Source organism: Ensifer sp. 1H6, assembly GCF_001976035.1.
Lineage (GTDB): Bacteria > Pseudomonadota > Alphaproteobacteria > Rhizobiales > Rhizobiaceae > Ensifer > Ensifer canadensis.
The window spans coordinates 46,835-60,821 of the sequence record NZ_MOAI01000029.1 but is presented as its reverse complement, the minus strand read 5'-3'; the positions used below and the strand labels follow the sequence as shown (position 1 = coordinate 60,821).

Genomic DNA, 13,987 nt, shown 5'->3' with positions numbered 1-13,987 from the left:
CGGGCGCCGTTAATCGCCGCTCGGCTTTCGCCCCAAGATCTGGCGCGCGCCGCTCTTTGAAAAAGGCTGCACCAGCTGGCCGACAAAGCTGCGCGACACCTTGCCGGTGATGCCGATGTCGGTGGAGGATGGCCGGTCGGGATTGAAGTAGGTGCCGAACAGCTGGTCCCAAAGCACGATGTTTTCGCCGTAGTTGCTGTTGCCCTCGGCCATGTCCTTCGAATGGTGCCAGCGGTGAAGCCGTGGCGTCGAGAAGACCCAGTCAAGCGGGCCGGTGCGCATCTGGACATTGCAATGGGTCAGAAGGCCGGTAAAGGCGGTGACGGCACCGATCCAGAGGAAGACCTGCAGCGGCGCCCCGAGCAGATAGAGCGGCAGCTGGCTGAGGCCCACCTTCAGCAGGGAATCGACGACGTGAAAGCGGCCGGTGTTCAGCACCCAAAGCCGCGTGACACTGTGATGCAGCGCGTGGAAGCGCCAGAGCCCAAGCCGCTCATGCGCCAGGCGGTGAGCGGCATAGAGCCCGAACTCGGCAACGACCAGCCCGAGCACGACCTGGGCGAACATCGACCAATGTGCCGGCCAGATATGCGGCTGCGACCCGAAGAACGGCTGCGCGAAAATGGCGACCAGTAATGGAAAGGATGCACCGAACGCCGCCGCGATCTGCACGATCCCCTTCGTCAACATCGTATGGCCGAGATTGTTGAGCGTCTCGCCATCCGGAGCAAGCCAGGTCGGCTCATAGGGCATGATGCGCTCGAACAGCGCGATGATCGCCACCACCGAGAGGTAGACGACGTTGAACCAGGGCACCGGCGAGGATGTGGCAAAAGCCAATCCGGCTGCGGCCAGTCCGCCGAAATAAAGCGCCGGCCACAACAGGATGGAGACCAAGTATCGTAGCGGCGATGAAGAGCTAGCTTGATGAAAGACCATTATTTTTCGACCACTTTTCAGAAAATCGGAGGGATGCAATACGGCAGGGGGTTATCTCAGGAAATGTTCTAATCCTCGTCCTGCGGATGGTATCGCTCCATCAGCTCGTCGCAGGTATGCGCATGGCCATCGCTGAAACGTCCGTCGGTGCAGATCCGCCGGCGACGCTCGGCCCAACTCAATCCCTCCCGGTGCTTTCGCCAGCCGGGGTCGCCGCCGTCGTCAAGCCAGCGGCGAAGCTCCGCGCAGCTGCGCGGCCGGCCGTCACTGAAACGCCCGTCGCGGCAGGGATCCGGGCGATACTGAACGAACTGTCGCTCGAGTGCAAAGCGATCGTCGCCGCTCGCTTCGAGGCGGCTGTGTTCCATCTGGGATGACGCCCCGAGCAGGTGACATGCCAGCAGACCGATCCTGAGAAAACACATGGGATGACGCCAATCCTCATCGTTGGAGCATTGGCGGCAAACTCTACTGATTTCATTACACCAGCATTGCACTGATCCGGGGGCCGATTTCGCCCGTGCCTGCCTGGCCGTCGGCCCGGCCTGCCCCTTCTAGCATCGGCATTGCCGATCAGGCGCGGGTGATCACTACTGCATGTTTCCTCAAATCCTATTTGATTTAAGGATAAAAACAGGCAGCCATTCAAAGTGCTACAGCGACCTTTGCGCGTCTGATAAGACGCGCGGCGCTGTAGGCGCCTGACAGGAATACGACGCGAGCGGGCATCAAGGAAACGCCAGCGCGACAGCCCTGCCCTAGATCCAGCGGTCGTTCTGCGCTGTGCGCTCGCCGCCGGCATGACCGGTGTTCAAAACGCCACGCGGTTCTATCAGCAGCATCCGCACCTCGCTCTCTGCAAACGGCTTGTGCTCGACGCCTCGAGGCACGACGAACATCTCGCCAGGGCCAATCTGTACAGATCCATCGCGGAAATCGATCCGCAGGATGCCATCGAGCACGATGAACGTCTCATCCGTCTCGGGGTGGTCGTGCCAGATGAAATCGCCCTCGATGCGCACGAGTTTGAACTGGTAGTCGTTCATCTCGGCGATCACGCGCGGTTGCCACAGTTCCGCGATCATCTCCAGCTTCTCGGAGAATTTGATGGGCTTGCGGTCGGACGTCTCGATGCTTTCCGTCATGTCTTTCCTCATTTCGATGAAGTGCCAACATGCATGGAGCGCGGGCATCGATCTTGAACGATCGTGCGCAGATGGCGCGGTCTACCGCGCCGCGCGTCTTATTAGACGCGCTAAGGTCGCCGTAGGACTTGGAATTGCTGCCGACACCACGTCCGGGATGCAGGCGAATATTTCCGTATTGCCCGATAAGACGGCTGATGTATCTTGTCTCCCTTCGGCACTGGCTATGGACGTCCATGAAGGAGGTTCGAATGCATGATCTCCCGCAGACCTCGGGCAGACAATTAAGTCCGGATGACATCGAAATGCTGCAGCGGGTCTTCGACGCGACCTGCTTTGCCGCCCGCGTCCCACGCCGCGGCGAACGCGCCAACCGGCTGGCCAAATTCATCATGGATGAATTTTGCATCGGCAATGGCGACGAGCGCACGCTGCTGGAATGCGCGCTGTGGCGCGAACGGCGCCGGGTACCGCCAAGGACAGAAGAGACCGAAACCGTCGACATCTGGGTTGCCAGACCCGGCCGGCGCAGTCCGCATCAGCGCTGAGGCCGCCACAAAAAAATGCGGCCTCTCCGTGGATAACCGAGACCGCATTCAAGATTGATGTGCAATGGCTTACTCTACGCCTGTCTTGCCCGCAGGACCACAACTGCAACGGGTCGCGTGTGGCGATTTCTGACCTGCCACAGACGTTTCTCTATAACTGTCTGGTCGCGAGGCCGTCGCGGCGGCGCCCGAACGATGCAAGCTGAGAAAACAGGGCCGGCACATCCCAGAAGACGGAATTTTCAGCACCGTGGAACCACCGTTCGCGTCGCGAATTTAGCCTGCAGAACGGGAGGTTCATCATGTTTGCGTCAGATACGAAAAGACAGTTCGGCCGGATCGTCAAAAACTGGAATACACGATACGACCTGGAGGAATTCATCGCCGCCTCCGGCCTGCCGCCGCTGGAGGCACGCGAGATTTTCGCGAAGCACGGCCCCTATAAGGTGGAACTTGACCACCTGATACATGCGTGCACGACGATACAAGCCGACAGTGAGAAATGAAGGCTCCCGCAGTCGCACCTACAGCGCCGTGCGTCTTATCAGACGCGGAAAAGGTCGCTGTAGCACTTTGAATTGCTGCATGTTTTCATCCTTAAATCGAAAACGATTTATGGAAATATGCAGTAGGGAGGTCAAAATGCAGCATCATTCCAAACACTTCGATTGTGCATTCAATCCAGCTGAGATCGCCATGCTCCAGCGGGTTCTCAACACGGCCTGCCTTGCAGCAAGGATGCCGCGCAGTGACTACCGTGCCAATCGCCTGGCGAAATTCATCATCGGCGAATTCCGCTCCGGCACACGCGACGAGGCGGCCCTGTGCGAGCGGGCTCTGTGGTTCGAGCGCAGAAGCGAGCCGTGGTCGTTGGCTCCCGAGCAGTGACGTTGCAAGGCAACAAGGATGACCGGCGCCGGCATGACCTGCTATCGCTGTCGCGCTTTGAATTACTGCATGTTTCCTTAAATCGAATAGGATTTAAGGAAACATGCAGTAGCGATCCGGGATCGTTTCGCTATTGCCGCCATCTTGACGTGCAAAAGACGCCGGGGTTGCAAAGCAACCCCGGCCAAACCTATCCTATTGTATGGCAATCGCCTTTCGGCCTATCAAGGCGTCAAACGCCCTCACCTACAGCGCCGCGCGTCTCATCAGACGCGCAAAGGTTGCTGTAGCACTTTGAATTACGGCATGTTTCCTTAAATCGAATAGGATTTAAGGAAACATGCAGTAATCGGCTACGCAAACGTAGCCTTCGTACGCAGGCAAAGGCCAGGAACCGCCACAAGATTGGTTCGCTCACTCAGGACATGTTATAAACGCTCATGACCCAAACAGAAGAAGACCTGGAGCTTTCGGAATTGTCCGGCGAGTTTGCCGACGACGACGTCGTTGTTCATATCCGCATCTCGCGCCCGACGGGCTCCAATCTCGACTGGACGCTCGAGGTGATCGACGAGGAGGGCTACTCCACCGTCTGGGAAGATTCCTTCCCCACCGACCGCGACGCCTACGAAGAATTCCTCGCCACGATCGAACGCGATGGCATCCACACGTTCACCGAACATCCCGTCCAGACGCTTCATTAGGCTGGCCCGGTTGGACTGAGCCAATCGAACCATTTCCGCGGCCCCCTTCACGCCTCATGCTCTCACGCGCACATCAGTGACAGCGGCAGCTTGCCGCTGTCACGTTGCTTGGCTCACCCCTGTTCGGCCAAGGCAGAGCAGCAGCTGCGAACGACACCATCACCCCTTTCCGACAATGACGAATATGATCCGCCTTATCGCCTCGGCAAAGCTGACGCCAAGCGCCATCGCCGCTATGCCGGTAACACCAAGGGCGCCGATGCCCATCAGCTTCCAGCGTTTGACGTCGTCGGTCACCGGCTTCATCTCTGCAACGTCACCACCAAGCGTCGAGACCGAAGCCTCGAGATCACCGACGCGATCGACCAACTGGTCCATCCGCTGATGGACGCCCGCCCGACTGCTCGTCGCCTTATCCTCGGCACGTTGTGCGCCCTCCTCGATCCGCCGGATCGATTCCTGCAGACCGCGCATGCCCGCGACCAGCTCTCCGAGCTGGCGGTGCACGCTGACATCGATTTCAGCTGGAGACATCTTGACGCCCTCCGTGCCTTGCGCAGTCCGCCTTTGACCAGACTGCCGCGGCGCAGAGACCGACGACAGTGCGGTCGATCTTGCGCTGATCTGCCGGCGTCGCGCCGCGCGCGCCGACAAGGTCGACGCCGACGACGCTTTTAAGGCCGGTCACAGTCTTCGGCGCCGAAATCCCATAGCCCGCCAGCGCGAAGACAGGAATCGTAATCAAGGCGCATCTTTCGAGCGCGGTTCGCAGCGTCATCATTCTGCCTTTCAATCGCATGAAGAACGGACCGGGCGCCGTCCGCCCGGATCTCGAGTACGGCCCAGGTGACGGCAGCGAGCACAAGCCCGCCGAAAAGGATCTTTGGCCGGGCGATCATGCCGGATCGAGCCGCTTGCGAACGAAGAGGAAGGCGCCGATTGCGAAGGCAGCAACAATGATGCCGGCAAACACCCATTGCAGCGGGCCACTTCCGGTCAACGCAAAGCCGAGCGAGGACAGAATGCCCGCGAGCCAGGAGATATTCTCCTTTGTTCCGCTTCGGGCGGCTTCGGCGCGGCGATAACGGTGTTGGAGGCCACGAACTCGCCCTTGGCCCAAAGCCCGGCTTCGGCAGCTCGGCGATTGACCAACCCCTTCACGCGCTTGCCGCCGGCATTGACCCATTTCATAAGCTCGCCCGGCACAGCGTCATAGTCGCCGCCATTCAGTTTGTTCAGCAAAGTCGATTTGCCGAGGCGACCGGTGTTGAAATCGAACGAGACAAGCACGGCGAACTGGTTGTCGGAAAGCGGCACCTTAACGAGACGCAAGACCCGTTCCTCGAATGTCGCCAAATCCGCCCTCAGGATATCGTCTGCCTGCGCCTCGGAGATCACCATTCCCGGCGTCACCGCCGGAGCGCCCGCGGCGCTGGTATGGCCATAGCCGATGGTCCACACACCGGCGACGTCCCGATAGGCCTTCGTCTTCAGACCTTCCCACTGCTTGACGAGCGCAAGGCCCGCCGCGTTGATGCGTCGGTTCATGTTCATGTCGTTTGTCCTGTTTAGATTGGGAACCAGAAGCAACGGTAATGTGTTGCTACAGCGCCGCGCGTCTTATTAGAGGCGCAAAGATTGCTGCAGCACTTTGAATTGCTGCATGTTTCCTTAAATCGAATGGGATTTAAGGAAACGATCAAAGGGGAGATCTAGCCATGATGGATGCCGCATTCGTGAAGATGACCGCTTTGGTCATCGTGCTTGTCAGCTGTGTCATCATGGTGCAGCCCTACTGACAAGCGGCAATTCGCGGACAACATCTGTCGCGGCGCCTGCATCGCAGGGTCGCCGGTAACAGCCGCGTCCGACCGAATAGGACATGCGGACTCTCGCCGGTTTGGAGCCTTCCCAGGAAAAGTGCGAAGCGGTTTTCCGTCAGGAAATGCGTCGAGACAAAGAGATAGAGCGTTTCTACGACTCCGTTTAGACCGGAAACGCACTAGGAGACAGAGGGGGGCTTGGACGGCGACAACGAACCCAGCAACGTCTTGAGGCTTTCGCTGTCGGGTAGGCGTTTCTCGCCTCGGTCGTCACCGCATCTCGAGCGCAGGCCACGCAAGAACTGGGCGACATCGACGAGTTCACCGATCTCCACCCGCACCTGCGCCTCGATCGTCCTGTAGATCTCTTCGAGCTCTGCCGCTTCCCCCACATCGACAGAGCCGGAAAGGGTTGAAACCCTCGCCTTGAAATCATCCAGCAGCCCATCGAACTCGCTGGCGTCACGCGCAGCCTTGGCCTCCAGGCTCGCAATCAGCATGTCGAGAATATCCAAGTGCCGCCGCTCCACCGATTGCAGGTCGAAGGCCGCACGCAGGTCCTTGCGGGTGCGTTCGCCCTTGCGCAGATGGGCCTTGAGGCGGACGCCGTTCTCCGCGCAACGCCTCCTGATTTCATCAACGGAGAATTGGCCCTCCGCCAACTGGTCGAGAAAGGGCCGGATAAGCGCCGGTGGCGCAGTGATGTTCAGCGCTGCCGAATAGAGCGCCAAGTCGATCGAAGCATCCGGCATACGCTACCTCCGCCTCATAGGGGCCTCTGGACGCCAGACTAACAGCATCCCCAAAACGCAAGCGCAGTTTTGTCGACAATGCTTTCCTATTTGTTAAGCAGAATCACCGATCGTCCGCGTCGCGACATGAAAGTCGTCGGAGCAAGACCATGAGCTACGATTGGACCGGCGGACGCCGCCGCCGCATCACAGTGGCCAAGTACGGAGCCGCTCTCGCACTCGCGACACTTCTGGCAGTGCTTGCGGCCTCAATCGCCGTTTAGGCTCTGGACCCAATAATTTTGGCTGACATCTGATTTAGATTCTTCGCTGAAGGATCCGATGAGTGGTTTGTTCTTGTGGCTCTAGGGTCAAAACCCAATCAAGCCATTGAACATTCTTCGTTGCCATGATTCAATCACTCAACCAAAGGAGGACCATCTACAACCGGTTTCATCGCTGGTCGGCACGGGGAATATGGCGGCGGCTGGTTGAGGCTTTGGTCAAGTGTGGCGATGCGGATATTCATATGATCGATAGTACGACCGCCAAAGCGCATCGATCGGCAGCCGGAGGAAAAGGGGGGGCAGATGCGCATCCGTCATCTCGCCGATCTGGTTGACATTGACATTCACGTCCTTCGGCATCAGCGAGGCCACGGCCTTGAGAAAATCGTGCGGACTCTTTTCGATCAGCGCGTGGATCGCGGCCGCCCCCCGGCTCTCCCAGGCAACAAGCATGTCTTCGAGAAACAGCTCGCCGAGCTTGGTGCGCACCGCCTTGCGGGCGCGTGTCCGGACTGGTGTCGCCGCCCCCGGCACACGCGGCAGGAAGCGCCCGGTCTTCGGGTCCTTGGCTGGCTTACCGATGCTCATGATGATGGCTCCCATGCAGCGCCACGCGTCGATTTAAGGAAACATGCAGTAGCGCCGCAAAGCTCTCTAATGTCGCCCACGCACCCACGCGCCCGGCCATCGGCAATCAGGCAACAGCCACCCGATATCCACGGGGAATTGCATTCACCTACTTGACCTTAGGTTGTATTCTGTCACCAATACTAATTTACACGCAGCGCATTCGCGGCACGCTGGGCGGCCAAAGGCGCCTCGCAGCGGATATGACAGGCAGGTTGAAGACATAACACTTTCAAATCGCAGCATAATTTATCCGTTCGATCGATGCCGACTTTGAGGAATTATGCGATGAATAAGACGGGTGTCTGATGATCCAAAATGCAGTCAGAAGGTTGAAGACCATTTTTAAGCCGCGGCTCTCCGCCGCAAATGTCTCGCCAAGGTTGCTCGAACTCGCCACGTCAGGAAATCTCGACGCCCAGGCGGCGCTCGGCGAAATCTATTTCAACGATGGCCGCAAGGAAAACTACGCTGCGTCCTACCACTGGAACGGCCAAGCCGCCCGCCAGGGCGACGCCGCATCGCAAGCCCGCCTGGCAGCGATCTACCACAAGGGCATCGGTGTCGAGCCCGACCAGCAGGAGGCACTTCGCTGGTTGCGGAGCGCCGCGCGCAAGGGTCATCACGGCGCCCGCCAGGTGATCGACAGGCGCAATCAGGACGACGGTGGCCCCGAACAGAACACGGCATCGGCCAGCCTGTGCGCAGCACTCGATCCCCGCGAAAGGCGCGAAGGACCCGTCGAAAGAAAGCCTGCGGAAAGCCTGTCAAATCAGGCGCTGGAGAGGGTCGAAGACGAACAGAGAGAAACTGGGCGCCGTTGAGTACAACGAGAGGTGTTGAGTACAACGAGAGGTGTCGCCCGGAAGGGCCGCCTGCCCCGCTAAAATGAAAAAGGCCGCTTCGATTACGAAACGACCATCCTGTAATATCCTTAGCCCGGTTCTAGGCGAATGGCAACCCTCTCGGACAAACTTTGTTCTATTTTCGTTCTTTTTTTGAGGCCGCACATTCCGGACCATGCCATCACGTGCGGCCAGGCGGTCTCAACGCGAAACTGACAAAGTCCCATCGACTTCGCCGACGGCTCCAAACGCAGATCGGACAACCAAAGCCCGCGTCCGGCCGATTAAACCGGATATCTTCAAACCGCTCGGAACAACCCACGCCCCGCCCTCGTTGTCCCTTCGGGCTCGACTTTTGCCTGCAGCCAATGCCGGTTCTCGAGGATGTGCAGGAATTTGGTTGTGCGCGTCCGATTGTGTTATCATCGCTGCCGGGAGGAGAATGTCATGGAGAATTTCTTCGCACTACTCGCCGTCGTCATCGGTTCTGCCGTGCTGGGGCTTGCCCTCGCCTACGGGATGCGCCGCCAGAGAGACAGCCACCCGCCACCCAAACACGACGACGCCACGCTGAAATTCTAGGCGCTTGCGCAAAAGTGTGAAGCGGTTTTGCGATAACGACATGCGCAAAAACAACGCTGAAACCGGAGTTGACCGCAACGTCGGTCCACATGACGCAAAAGCCGCGCCCGCCCGGATGAATTAGCCGCGGCCATCAACCAGGCAGCATTGTGCGCGAGCATCAGCACCTGCTTCGGTCGACATCGTGTCGTCGCCCCGGGCGGAAATGCGCGTCAGCGAAAAGTCCGTCGCTCGAAGCTCATCACCCGCTGGGTCGTCGTCTTCCTCTGAGAGAAGGTCGATCATTTCCGCGCGGTGATATTTCGTCCCGGACGCTCCGAACTCGACAAAGCCCTCGGCCAGCAGCACCTCGACGGCCGCTCTTGAGCGACGCAGCTCCGGACGATGAAGCGCCTCCTCGAGTGCCCGGATCTCGTCAATATGAACGGCAAAATCGGCCATGTCTCACGCGCTTCCATCAGGGGTCATCGGGGACACCATGCACTCTACAGCGCCGCGCGTATTATCAGACGCGCAAAGGTCGCTGTAACACTTTGAGTTACTGCATGTTTTTATCCTTAAATCGAATAGGATTTAAGGAAACATGCAGTAGGTCACCGGCAATCCAGCGAGGAGGCGCGTCCATCGTCTGTGGGGCTCGGTTCGGCCTGGCAGCTCAAGTAAAAGCGCGCGCCGCGACCGAACGAAGCGTCTGGCAGGTCCCGAGGAAACCCGCCGATCGCAGCCGATCGGCGGGTTCTCTTTCAGCTCAATAATACGGCGAGTAGCACTGCTGCCGCGGTCCGCCATAGGGCTGGAACGAGTTGTCCCAGGCGCGGTAGGAGCGGTAGCGGTCATAGCACCAGCTGGCATGACGCTGGTTCACACCGGACTCGACGCGGCGTGGCGGAGCAGCGATCGCACCGCCGATGATGGCGCCGGCGCCGAAGGCTGCCAGCGGATACCACCAGCCGTCATTGTGGCGACGATAGCCGTCGCGATAGCCGCGGTAGCCGCGGTGACCATTGTACCAGCCATAGCGGTATCCGCCGCCATGCCAGCCCGGCCGCGGGCGGTAGCCGCCATCCCAGTGCGGACGCGGACGGTAGCCGCCGTGCCAACCTGGGCGCGGCCGATATCCGCCATGGTTCCAACCCGGCCGCGGACGATGTCTGTCGCCGCCCCATTCGCGATTCTGTACCCTGTCCATGTCACTCTGCTGCGTCAGCTGAACGGCTGCAACCGGCATGGCATTCGCAGGCGTGTAGCTCGTCAGAGCCGTCACCGCCGCAAGGATCACAATGCCTATCTTCTTCATCTCGATACCTATCCGTTTCGAACAGGCGCAAGCTATGTCCCCCTGACGTGAACCCATGGTGAATGCGTCCTTCGTCATATTATCATTTAAAAACATAGAGATATGAACGACAGGTCATCACACTCGGAAACCAGCGCGACAGCGCAGCCGATCTCGTCGCCAGCGCATCTCGCCATCCGCGGCAATCGCCATATCTTTACGAAGATGTCTTCCCTGCGCTGGTCGACGACACCACCTGAGCACTCGGCCAGGCGTTGCGGAAACGCTGCGCTCCCTCTCTGCGTGGGGTTCACGCAGTGCCGCGACGGTGTGCGGAAAAAAGTTTCGGCGAAATGTCGGCCCCGTCGTCGGCCGATCGTCATTCAGGCAGAGAGGTCGTTGTGGCTTCGTCGATCAAAGGAGAAAAGACCATGCGCGTGATAGTTATGGTGAAGGCGACCGAGGATAGCGAAGCGGGCAAGATGCCTTCGACCGAGTTGCTCGATGCCATGGGCAAGTTCAACGAAGAACTGGTCAACGCCGGCATCATGCAGGCGGGCGAAGGCCTGCATCCCTCGTCCAGGGGCAAGCGCGTCGCCTTCGACGGCGCAAGCCGCCTCGTCATCGACGGCCCCTTCACCGAGACCAAGGAGCTGGTCGCCGGCTTCTGGATCTGGCAGGTCAAGGACATGGACGAGGCGATCGCCTGGGTGAAGCGCTGCCCCAACCCGATGCCGGGCCCGAGCGAAATCGAAATCCGCCCAGTCTTCGAGGCCGCCGATTTCGGCGACCTGATCACCCCGGAGATCGCCGAGCGCGACGACCGCCTGCGCGAACGCATCGGCGGCAATTGAGAGCGTCTTAGACCGGCAATGCATTGCGGAGAGCTGGGGTTCTAACGAATCCCGGCTGTCGACACCAGCATTGAGCACGCCATCTTCCCGGGTACGTCTTTGCCGCCTGTGCCTGGCTATCATCTGACGGCAAATCCGCCGCCGCTCGGGCCTGCGCCGTCAGCCTGCTGTACCGTTTCTCACAATCGTGTGCCAGGCAACAAGCCGTTTTAGTTGTTCCTTATTTCACCAACGTGTTCTTGTAGATGATGCCGTCCTTCATGATGATCTTGAAGTTGTTGGCGGGATCGGCCACCAGGTCGATGTTGCCCAACGGGTCGCCGTCGACGAGCAGGAGATCGGCAAGCGCGCCCTCCTCGATCACGCCGAGCTTTCCCGGATAGGGATTGCGCGGGCCGGATAGCGCCAGCAACTCCGCATTAGTCCCAGTCGCCATGGAGAGCGCTTCGGCAGGCGTGTACCAGCGAACGAGGGAGGCGAGGATCGCCCCCTGCTGCTGCGCCAATGCGCGGGAGAACAAGACATCGGTGCCCCACGCCGTCTTGATCTTGTACTTCTTCGCCAGCTCGTAGGTTCTGCCGATGCCGGGCCACACCTCATCTGCCTTGGCCCGCTCGACCGATCCCTCAGGAAAGCCTTGCCGCAACAACTCGGGAAGCGGTTGCAGGCTTAGCCAGATGCCCTTGTCGGCAATCAGCTTGGCGGTTTCCTCATCCATGAGGAAGCCGTGTTCGATGCACTTCACGCCGGCGGCAATCGCTGTCTTGATCGCATGCGACGTGAAGGCGTGTGCCGCAACGTAGGTGCCCCAATTGTCGGCTATTTCGACCGCGGCCCGCAGCTCAGCCTCGGTAAAGGTAGTTACATCCAGCGGGCTGTGGGGTGACGACACGCCGCCACCTGCCGTCATCTTGACCAGCGCCGCGCCCTGCATCAGTTGCTCACGGACCCGCATGCGCACCTCGTCGGGGCTGTCGACGACGATGCTCCCGCCGATCTGCTCCATGCGGGTGAGCGGGCCGCCGATCACCCGCGGCAGGTCGGTCATCTGGCGGAAGTCTCCATGCCCGCTGGTCACGGTGATCATGGCGCCGGAGGGGTAGATGCGCGGGCCCTCGACAATACCGGCGTCTATCGCGCGCTTCAGACCGAACACCGGCCCTCCAACATCGCGGACGGTGGTGAAGCCACGCATCAGTGTGTCCGTCGCCTCGTCGCCGGCCACAAGATTGTTGAAGCCGACGTCGCCGAACGATTCTGCAGGAGTGGACCGGGCCAGCATTGCGTGCCAATGCGCATCGATAAGACCCGGCATCAGCGTTCGGCCGTTCCCGGCAATGCGCTGGGCACCCTCCGCTTCGACAGGGCTTGTCGAGATCCGAGTGATCACATTGCCTTTGACCAGTACATTCGACGGAGCCGAAAGCGAGGTCGCTCCTTTTCCATCGAAAATGCGGACGTTCTCGAAAAGCACATCATCCGCCCACGCAGCCGGGCAGGCTCCGAGCACGAGAACTGCCGCAATCCACCGCCTGCGGGACAGCAGCACCATGAAAGCTGTGCGGACACAAGCGTACACGGCTACGGCGTGGGACAAGGCACGCGTCACAAACGTGGCTTTCATCAACTCCTGCGATTCGAAAGAATTGATACACACGGCGATTCTCCAACCTTGAGGAAGGGATGGGTCGTGGCACACGAGAGAAAGTTGCAGCATCCATTGCGATGGGCCGAGGCGCGAGCCACCGCTCGTCCATGCACTTGCAAGGCCATGTTCGCAGTCAGGCCGATCGCCATTCGGCACCAAACAATATCAACGTCTGCTTTTAGGTACAAGCAGACGTTGATGACGCAAGCCGAAGCGTCGCCATGGATCATGGTTGCACCAAGGCCATCGCGGCGCGATTCCGCCTCACCCTACAGCCCAGCGCGCCTTATCAGACGCGCAAAGGTCGCTGGATCCCGGCCACAGGGACGAGGATAAGGTCAACGGGGTCACTCCCAGGCATTATCAGCAATTGCCCGGAGCCTAGGGGGCCTGCCTGAGACCGCTCCCTCGGCAACAGGCGCGCGCCACTCAAACCGCCTCCCTCTCCCTGGAAAGCCCGAGATGCCAGTGCAGTTCGGTCAGGCCGCGCTTCAGCCAGGCCAGTTGCGGTTCCGGCATGGTGCGCAGCACCTCGTAGTCCATGACGCAGACGTTGAAGACCGTGGTCTTCACCCGCGGCCCTTCCGGCAGCTTCAGAAGCACGCCCTCGAGCTCCATCATCCGGTTGGTCGCAGCCATTGCGGCCCGGGTGCGCTCGGTCGTCTCGCCTTCGAAACCCTTGACGCTGAACAGCGACTGCGCCCGCACGCTTGGGAAGGGAATGCCGGTCAGGCTGTAATAGCGCGCCATCTGCCGGGCATACTCGTCGCCAGCCGCGCGTTCGTGTGCGGTCAGCTTGCCGTCGAGAAACATCCGGCCGAGTGTGTAGCCGGCAAAGGGACTGCCGACATCGACGCCCTTCGCTCCTGAAAAGTGGTGACTTTGCCGTGCGGCGATGGCGACCGAGCGCACCTCTCTTTCGGTTTCGCCATGCTTGATCTGCCCGCCGGGATAGCGCGCCACATCGGCCTTGCGCGGCCGGCCCGCCTTGCCTGCCCGCTTGGCCGCGGCAATGCGGGTGCTCGCCTCGAAAATACGTGTTCGTCAGTGCGTCCATCGTGCACCGGGCCTGGCACCGCCACACCCGCCC

The 13,987-nt window shown here is 60.1% G+C and carries 19 protein-coding genes and 1 pseudogene; 8 read left to right on the top strand and 12 right to left on the bottom strand.

Annotation, left to right across the window (positions count from 1 at the left end):
- Window positions 1-9: 9 nt before the first annotated feature.
- From BKP54_RS27230 to BKP54_RS27220, 3 genes are all read right to left on the bottom strand, one after another.
- Window positions 10-939 (bottom strand): sterol desaturase family protein, encoded by a 930-nt coding sequence (locus tag BKP54_RS27230; protein ID WP_038576195.1) that lies wholly within the window; start codon window positions 937-939, stop codon window positions 10-12.
- A 68-nt stretch (window positions 940-1,007) separates the two neighbouring features.
- Complete coding sequence (locus BKP54_RS35940; protein ID WP_156407972.1) at window positions 1,008-1,307, bottom strand: hypothetical protein; 300 nt, start codon at window positions 1,305-1,307, stop codon at window positions 1,008-1,010.
- Between the two features lie 390 nt (window positions 1,308-1,697).
- Complete coding sequence (locus BKP54_RS27220; RefSeq protein ID WP_038576197.1) at window positions 1,698-2,084, bottom strand: cupin domain-containing protein; 387 nt, start codon at window positions 2,082-2,084, stop codon at window positions 1,698-1,700.
- 251 nt (window positions 2,085-2,335) lie between these two features.
- Between BKP54_RS27220 and BKP54_RS27215 the strand changes: the two genes are divergently transcribed.
- From BKP54_RS27215 to BKP54_RS27200, 4 genes are all read left to right on the top strand, one after another.
- Window positions 2,336-2,632 carry a hypothetical protein gene (locus BKP54_RS27215; protein WP_025427464.1) on the top strand — a complete coding sequence of 99 codons (297 nt, stop codon included), beginning with the start codon at window positions 2,336-2,338 and terminating at the stop codon, window positions 2,630-2,632.
- A 302-nt stretch (window positions 2,633-2,934) separates the two neighbouring features.
- Window positions 2,935-3,138 carry a hypothetical protein gene (locus BKP54_RS27210; RefSeq protein WP_057206239.1) on the top strand — a complete coding sequence of 68 codons (204 nt, stop codon included), beginning with the start codon at window positions 2,935-2,937 and terminating at the stop codon, window positions 3,136-3,138.
- A gap of 136 nt (window positions 3,139-3,274) precedes the next feature.
- Window positions 3,275-3,520, top strand: coding sequence for a hypothetical protein (locus tag BKP54_RS27205; RefSeq protein WP_025427466.1), 246 nt, complete (start codon window positions 3,275-3,277; stop codon window positions 3,518-3,520).
- A gap of 440 nt (window positions 3,521-3,960) precedes the next feature.
- Window positions 3,961-4,224, top strand: a complete 264-nt coding sequence (locus BKP54_RS27200) for a hypothetical protein (RefSeq protein ID WP_025427467.1) — start codon at window positions 3,961-3,963, stop codon at window positions 4,222-4,224.
- 159 nt (window positions 4,225-4,383) lie between these two features.
- Here BKP54_RS27200 and BKP54_RS27195 read toward each other — a convergent pair whose 3' ends face one another.
- From BKP54_RS27195 to BKP54_RS27175, 5 genes are all read right to left on the bottom strand, one after another.
- Entirely contained in the window at window positions 4,384-4,758 is a 375-nt protein-coding gene (locus tag BKP54_RS27195; protein WP_038576200.1) for a DUF1515 family protein, read from the bottom strand.
- On the bottom strand, window positions 4,745-5,002 hold the full coding sequence (locus tag BKP54_RS27190; RefSeq protein ID WP_025427469.1) for a hypothetical protein: 258 nt from the start codon (window positions 5,000-5,002) through the stop codon (window positions 4,745-4,747). Before BKP54_RS27190 ends, BKP54_RS27195 begins: the two co-directional genes overlap by 14 nt.
- 117 nt (window positions 5,003-5,119) lie before the next feature.
- Complete coding sequence (locus BKP54_RS36805; RefSeq protein ID WP_225906311.1) at window positions 5,120-5,224, bottom strand: LPXTG cell wall anchor domain-containing protein; 105 nt, start codon at window positions 5,222-5,224, stop codon at window positions 5,120-5,122.
- On the bottom strand, window positions 5,221-5,778 hold the full coding sequence (locus BKP54_RS27180; protein WP_225906312.1) for a lysozyme: 558 nt from the start codon (window positions 5,776-5,778) through the stop codon (window positions 5,221-5,223). The genes BKP54_RS36805 and BKP54_RS27180 overlap by 4 nt, the downstream gene beginning before the upstream one ends.
- A gap of 448 nt (window positions 5,779-6,226) precedes the next feature.
- Window positions 6,227-6,799, bottom strand: coding sequence for a hypothetical protein (locus tag BKP54_RS27175; RefSeq protein WP_025427471.1), 573 nt, complete (start codon window positions 6,797-6,799; stop codon window positions 6,227-6,229).
- 415 nt (window positions 6,800-7,214) lie between these two features.
- On the opposite strand from BKP54_RS27175, the pseudogene BKP54_RS36800 reads away from it, so the two are divergent.
- The 3 genes and pseudogenes from BKP54_RS36800 to BKP54_RS37195 form a co-directional block, all read left to right on the top strand.
- Window positions 7,215-7,367, top strand: a pseudogene (locus BKP54_RS36800) (IS5/IS1182 family transposase); the annotation flags it as partial.
- 657 nt (window positions 7,368-8,024) lie between these two features.
- Window positions 8,025-8,516: a tetratricopeptide repeat protein gene (locus tag BKP54_RS27165; RefSeq protein WP_158268925.1), complete on the top strand. Its 492-nt coding sequence runs from the start codon at window positions 8,025-8,027 to the stop codon at window positions 8,514-8,516.
- 468 nt (window positions 8,517-8,984) lie between these two features.
- Window positions 8,985-9,119, top strand: a complete 135-nt coding sequence (locus BKP54_RS37195; protein ID WP_255569852.1) for a hypothetical protein — start codon at window positions 8,985-8,987, stop codon at window positions 9,117-9,119.
- Window positions 9,120-9,239: 120 nt separating this feature from the next.
- Here BKP54_RS37195 and BKP54_RS27160 read toward each other — a convergent pair whose 3' ends face one another.
- Both BKP54_RS27160 and BKP54_RS27155 read right to left on the bottom strand, forming a co-directional pair.
- Entirely contained in the window at window positions 9,240-9,560 is a 321-nt protein-coding gene (locus BKP54_RS27160) for a DUF4440 domain-containing protein (protein WP_025427474.1), read from the bottom strand.
- 307 nt (window positions 9,561-9,867) lie between these two features.
- The gene (locus tag BKP54_RS27155; RefSeq protein WP_025427475.1) at window positions 9,868-10,416 is read right to left on the bottom strand and encodes a BA14K family protein; all 549 of its coding nucleotides are present in this window, start codon (window positions 10,414-10,416) and stop codon (window positions 9,868-9,870) included.
- Window positions 10,417-10,826: 410 nt separating this feature from the next.
- Between BKP54_RS27155 and BKP54_RS27150 the strand changes: the two genes are divergently transcribed.
- Complete coding sequence (locus tag BKP54_RS27150; protein WP_025427476.1) at window positions 10,827-11,249, top strand: YciI family protein; 423 nt, start codon at window positions 10,827-10,829, stop codon at window positions 11,247-11,249.
- Window positions 11,250-11,469: 220 nt separating this feature from the next.
- Here the strand turns inward: BKP54_RS27150 and BKP54_RS27145 are convergent, their stop codons facing one another.
- Entirely contained in the window at window positions 11,470-12,801 is a 1,332-nt protein-coding gene (locus BKP54_RS27145; RefSeq protein WP_038577126.1) for an amidohydrolase family protein, read from the bottom strand.
- 525 nt (window positions 12,802-13,326) lie between these two features.
- The gene (locus BKP54_RS27140; protein ID WP_057206235.1) at window positions 13,327-13,932 is read right to left on the bottom strand and encodes a hypothetical protein; all 606 of its coding nucleotides are present in this window, start codon (window positions 13,930-13,932) and stop codon (window positions 13,327-13,329) included.
- Window positions 13,933-13,987: the final 55 nt, after the last annotated feature.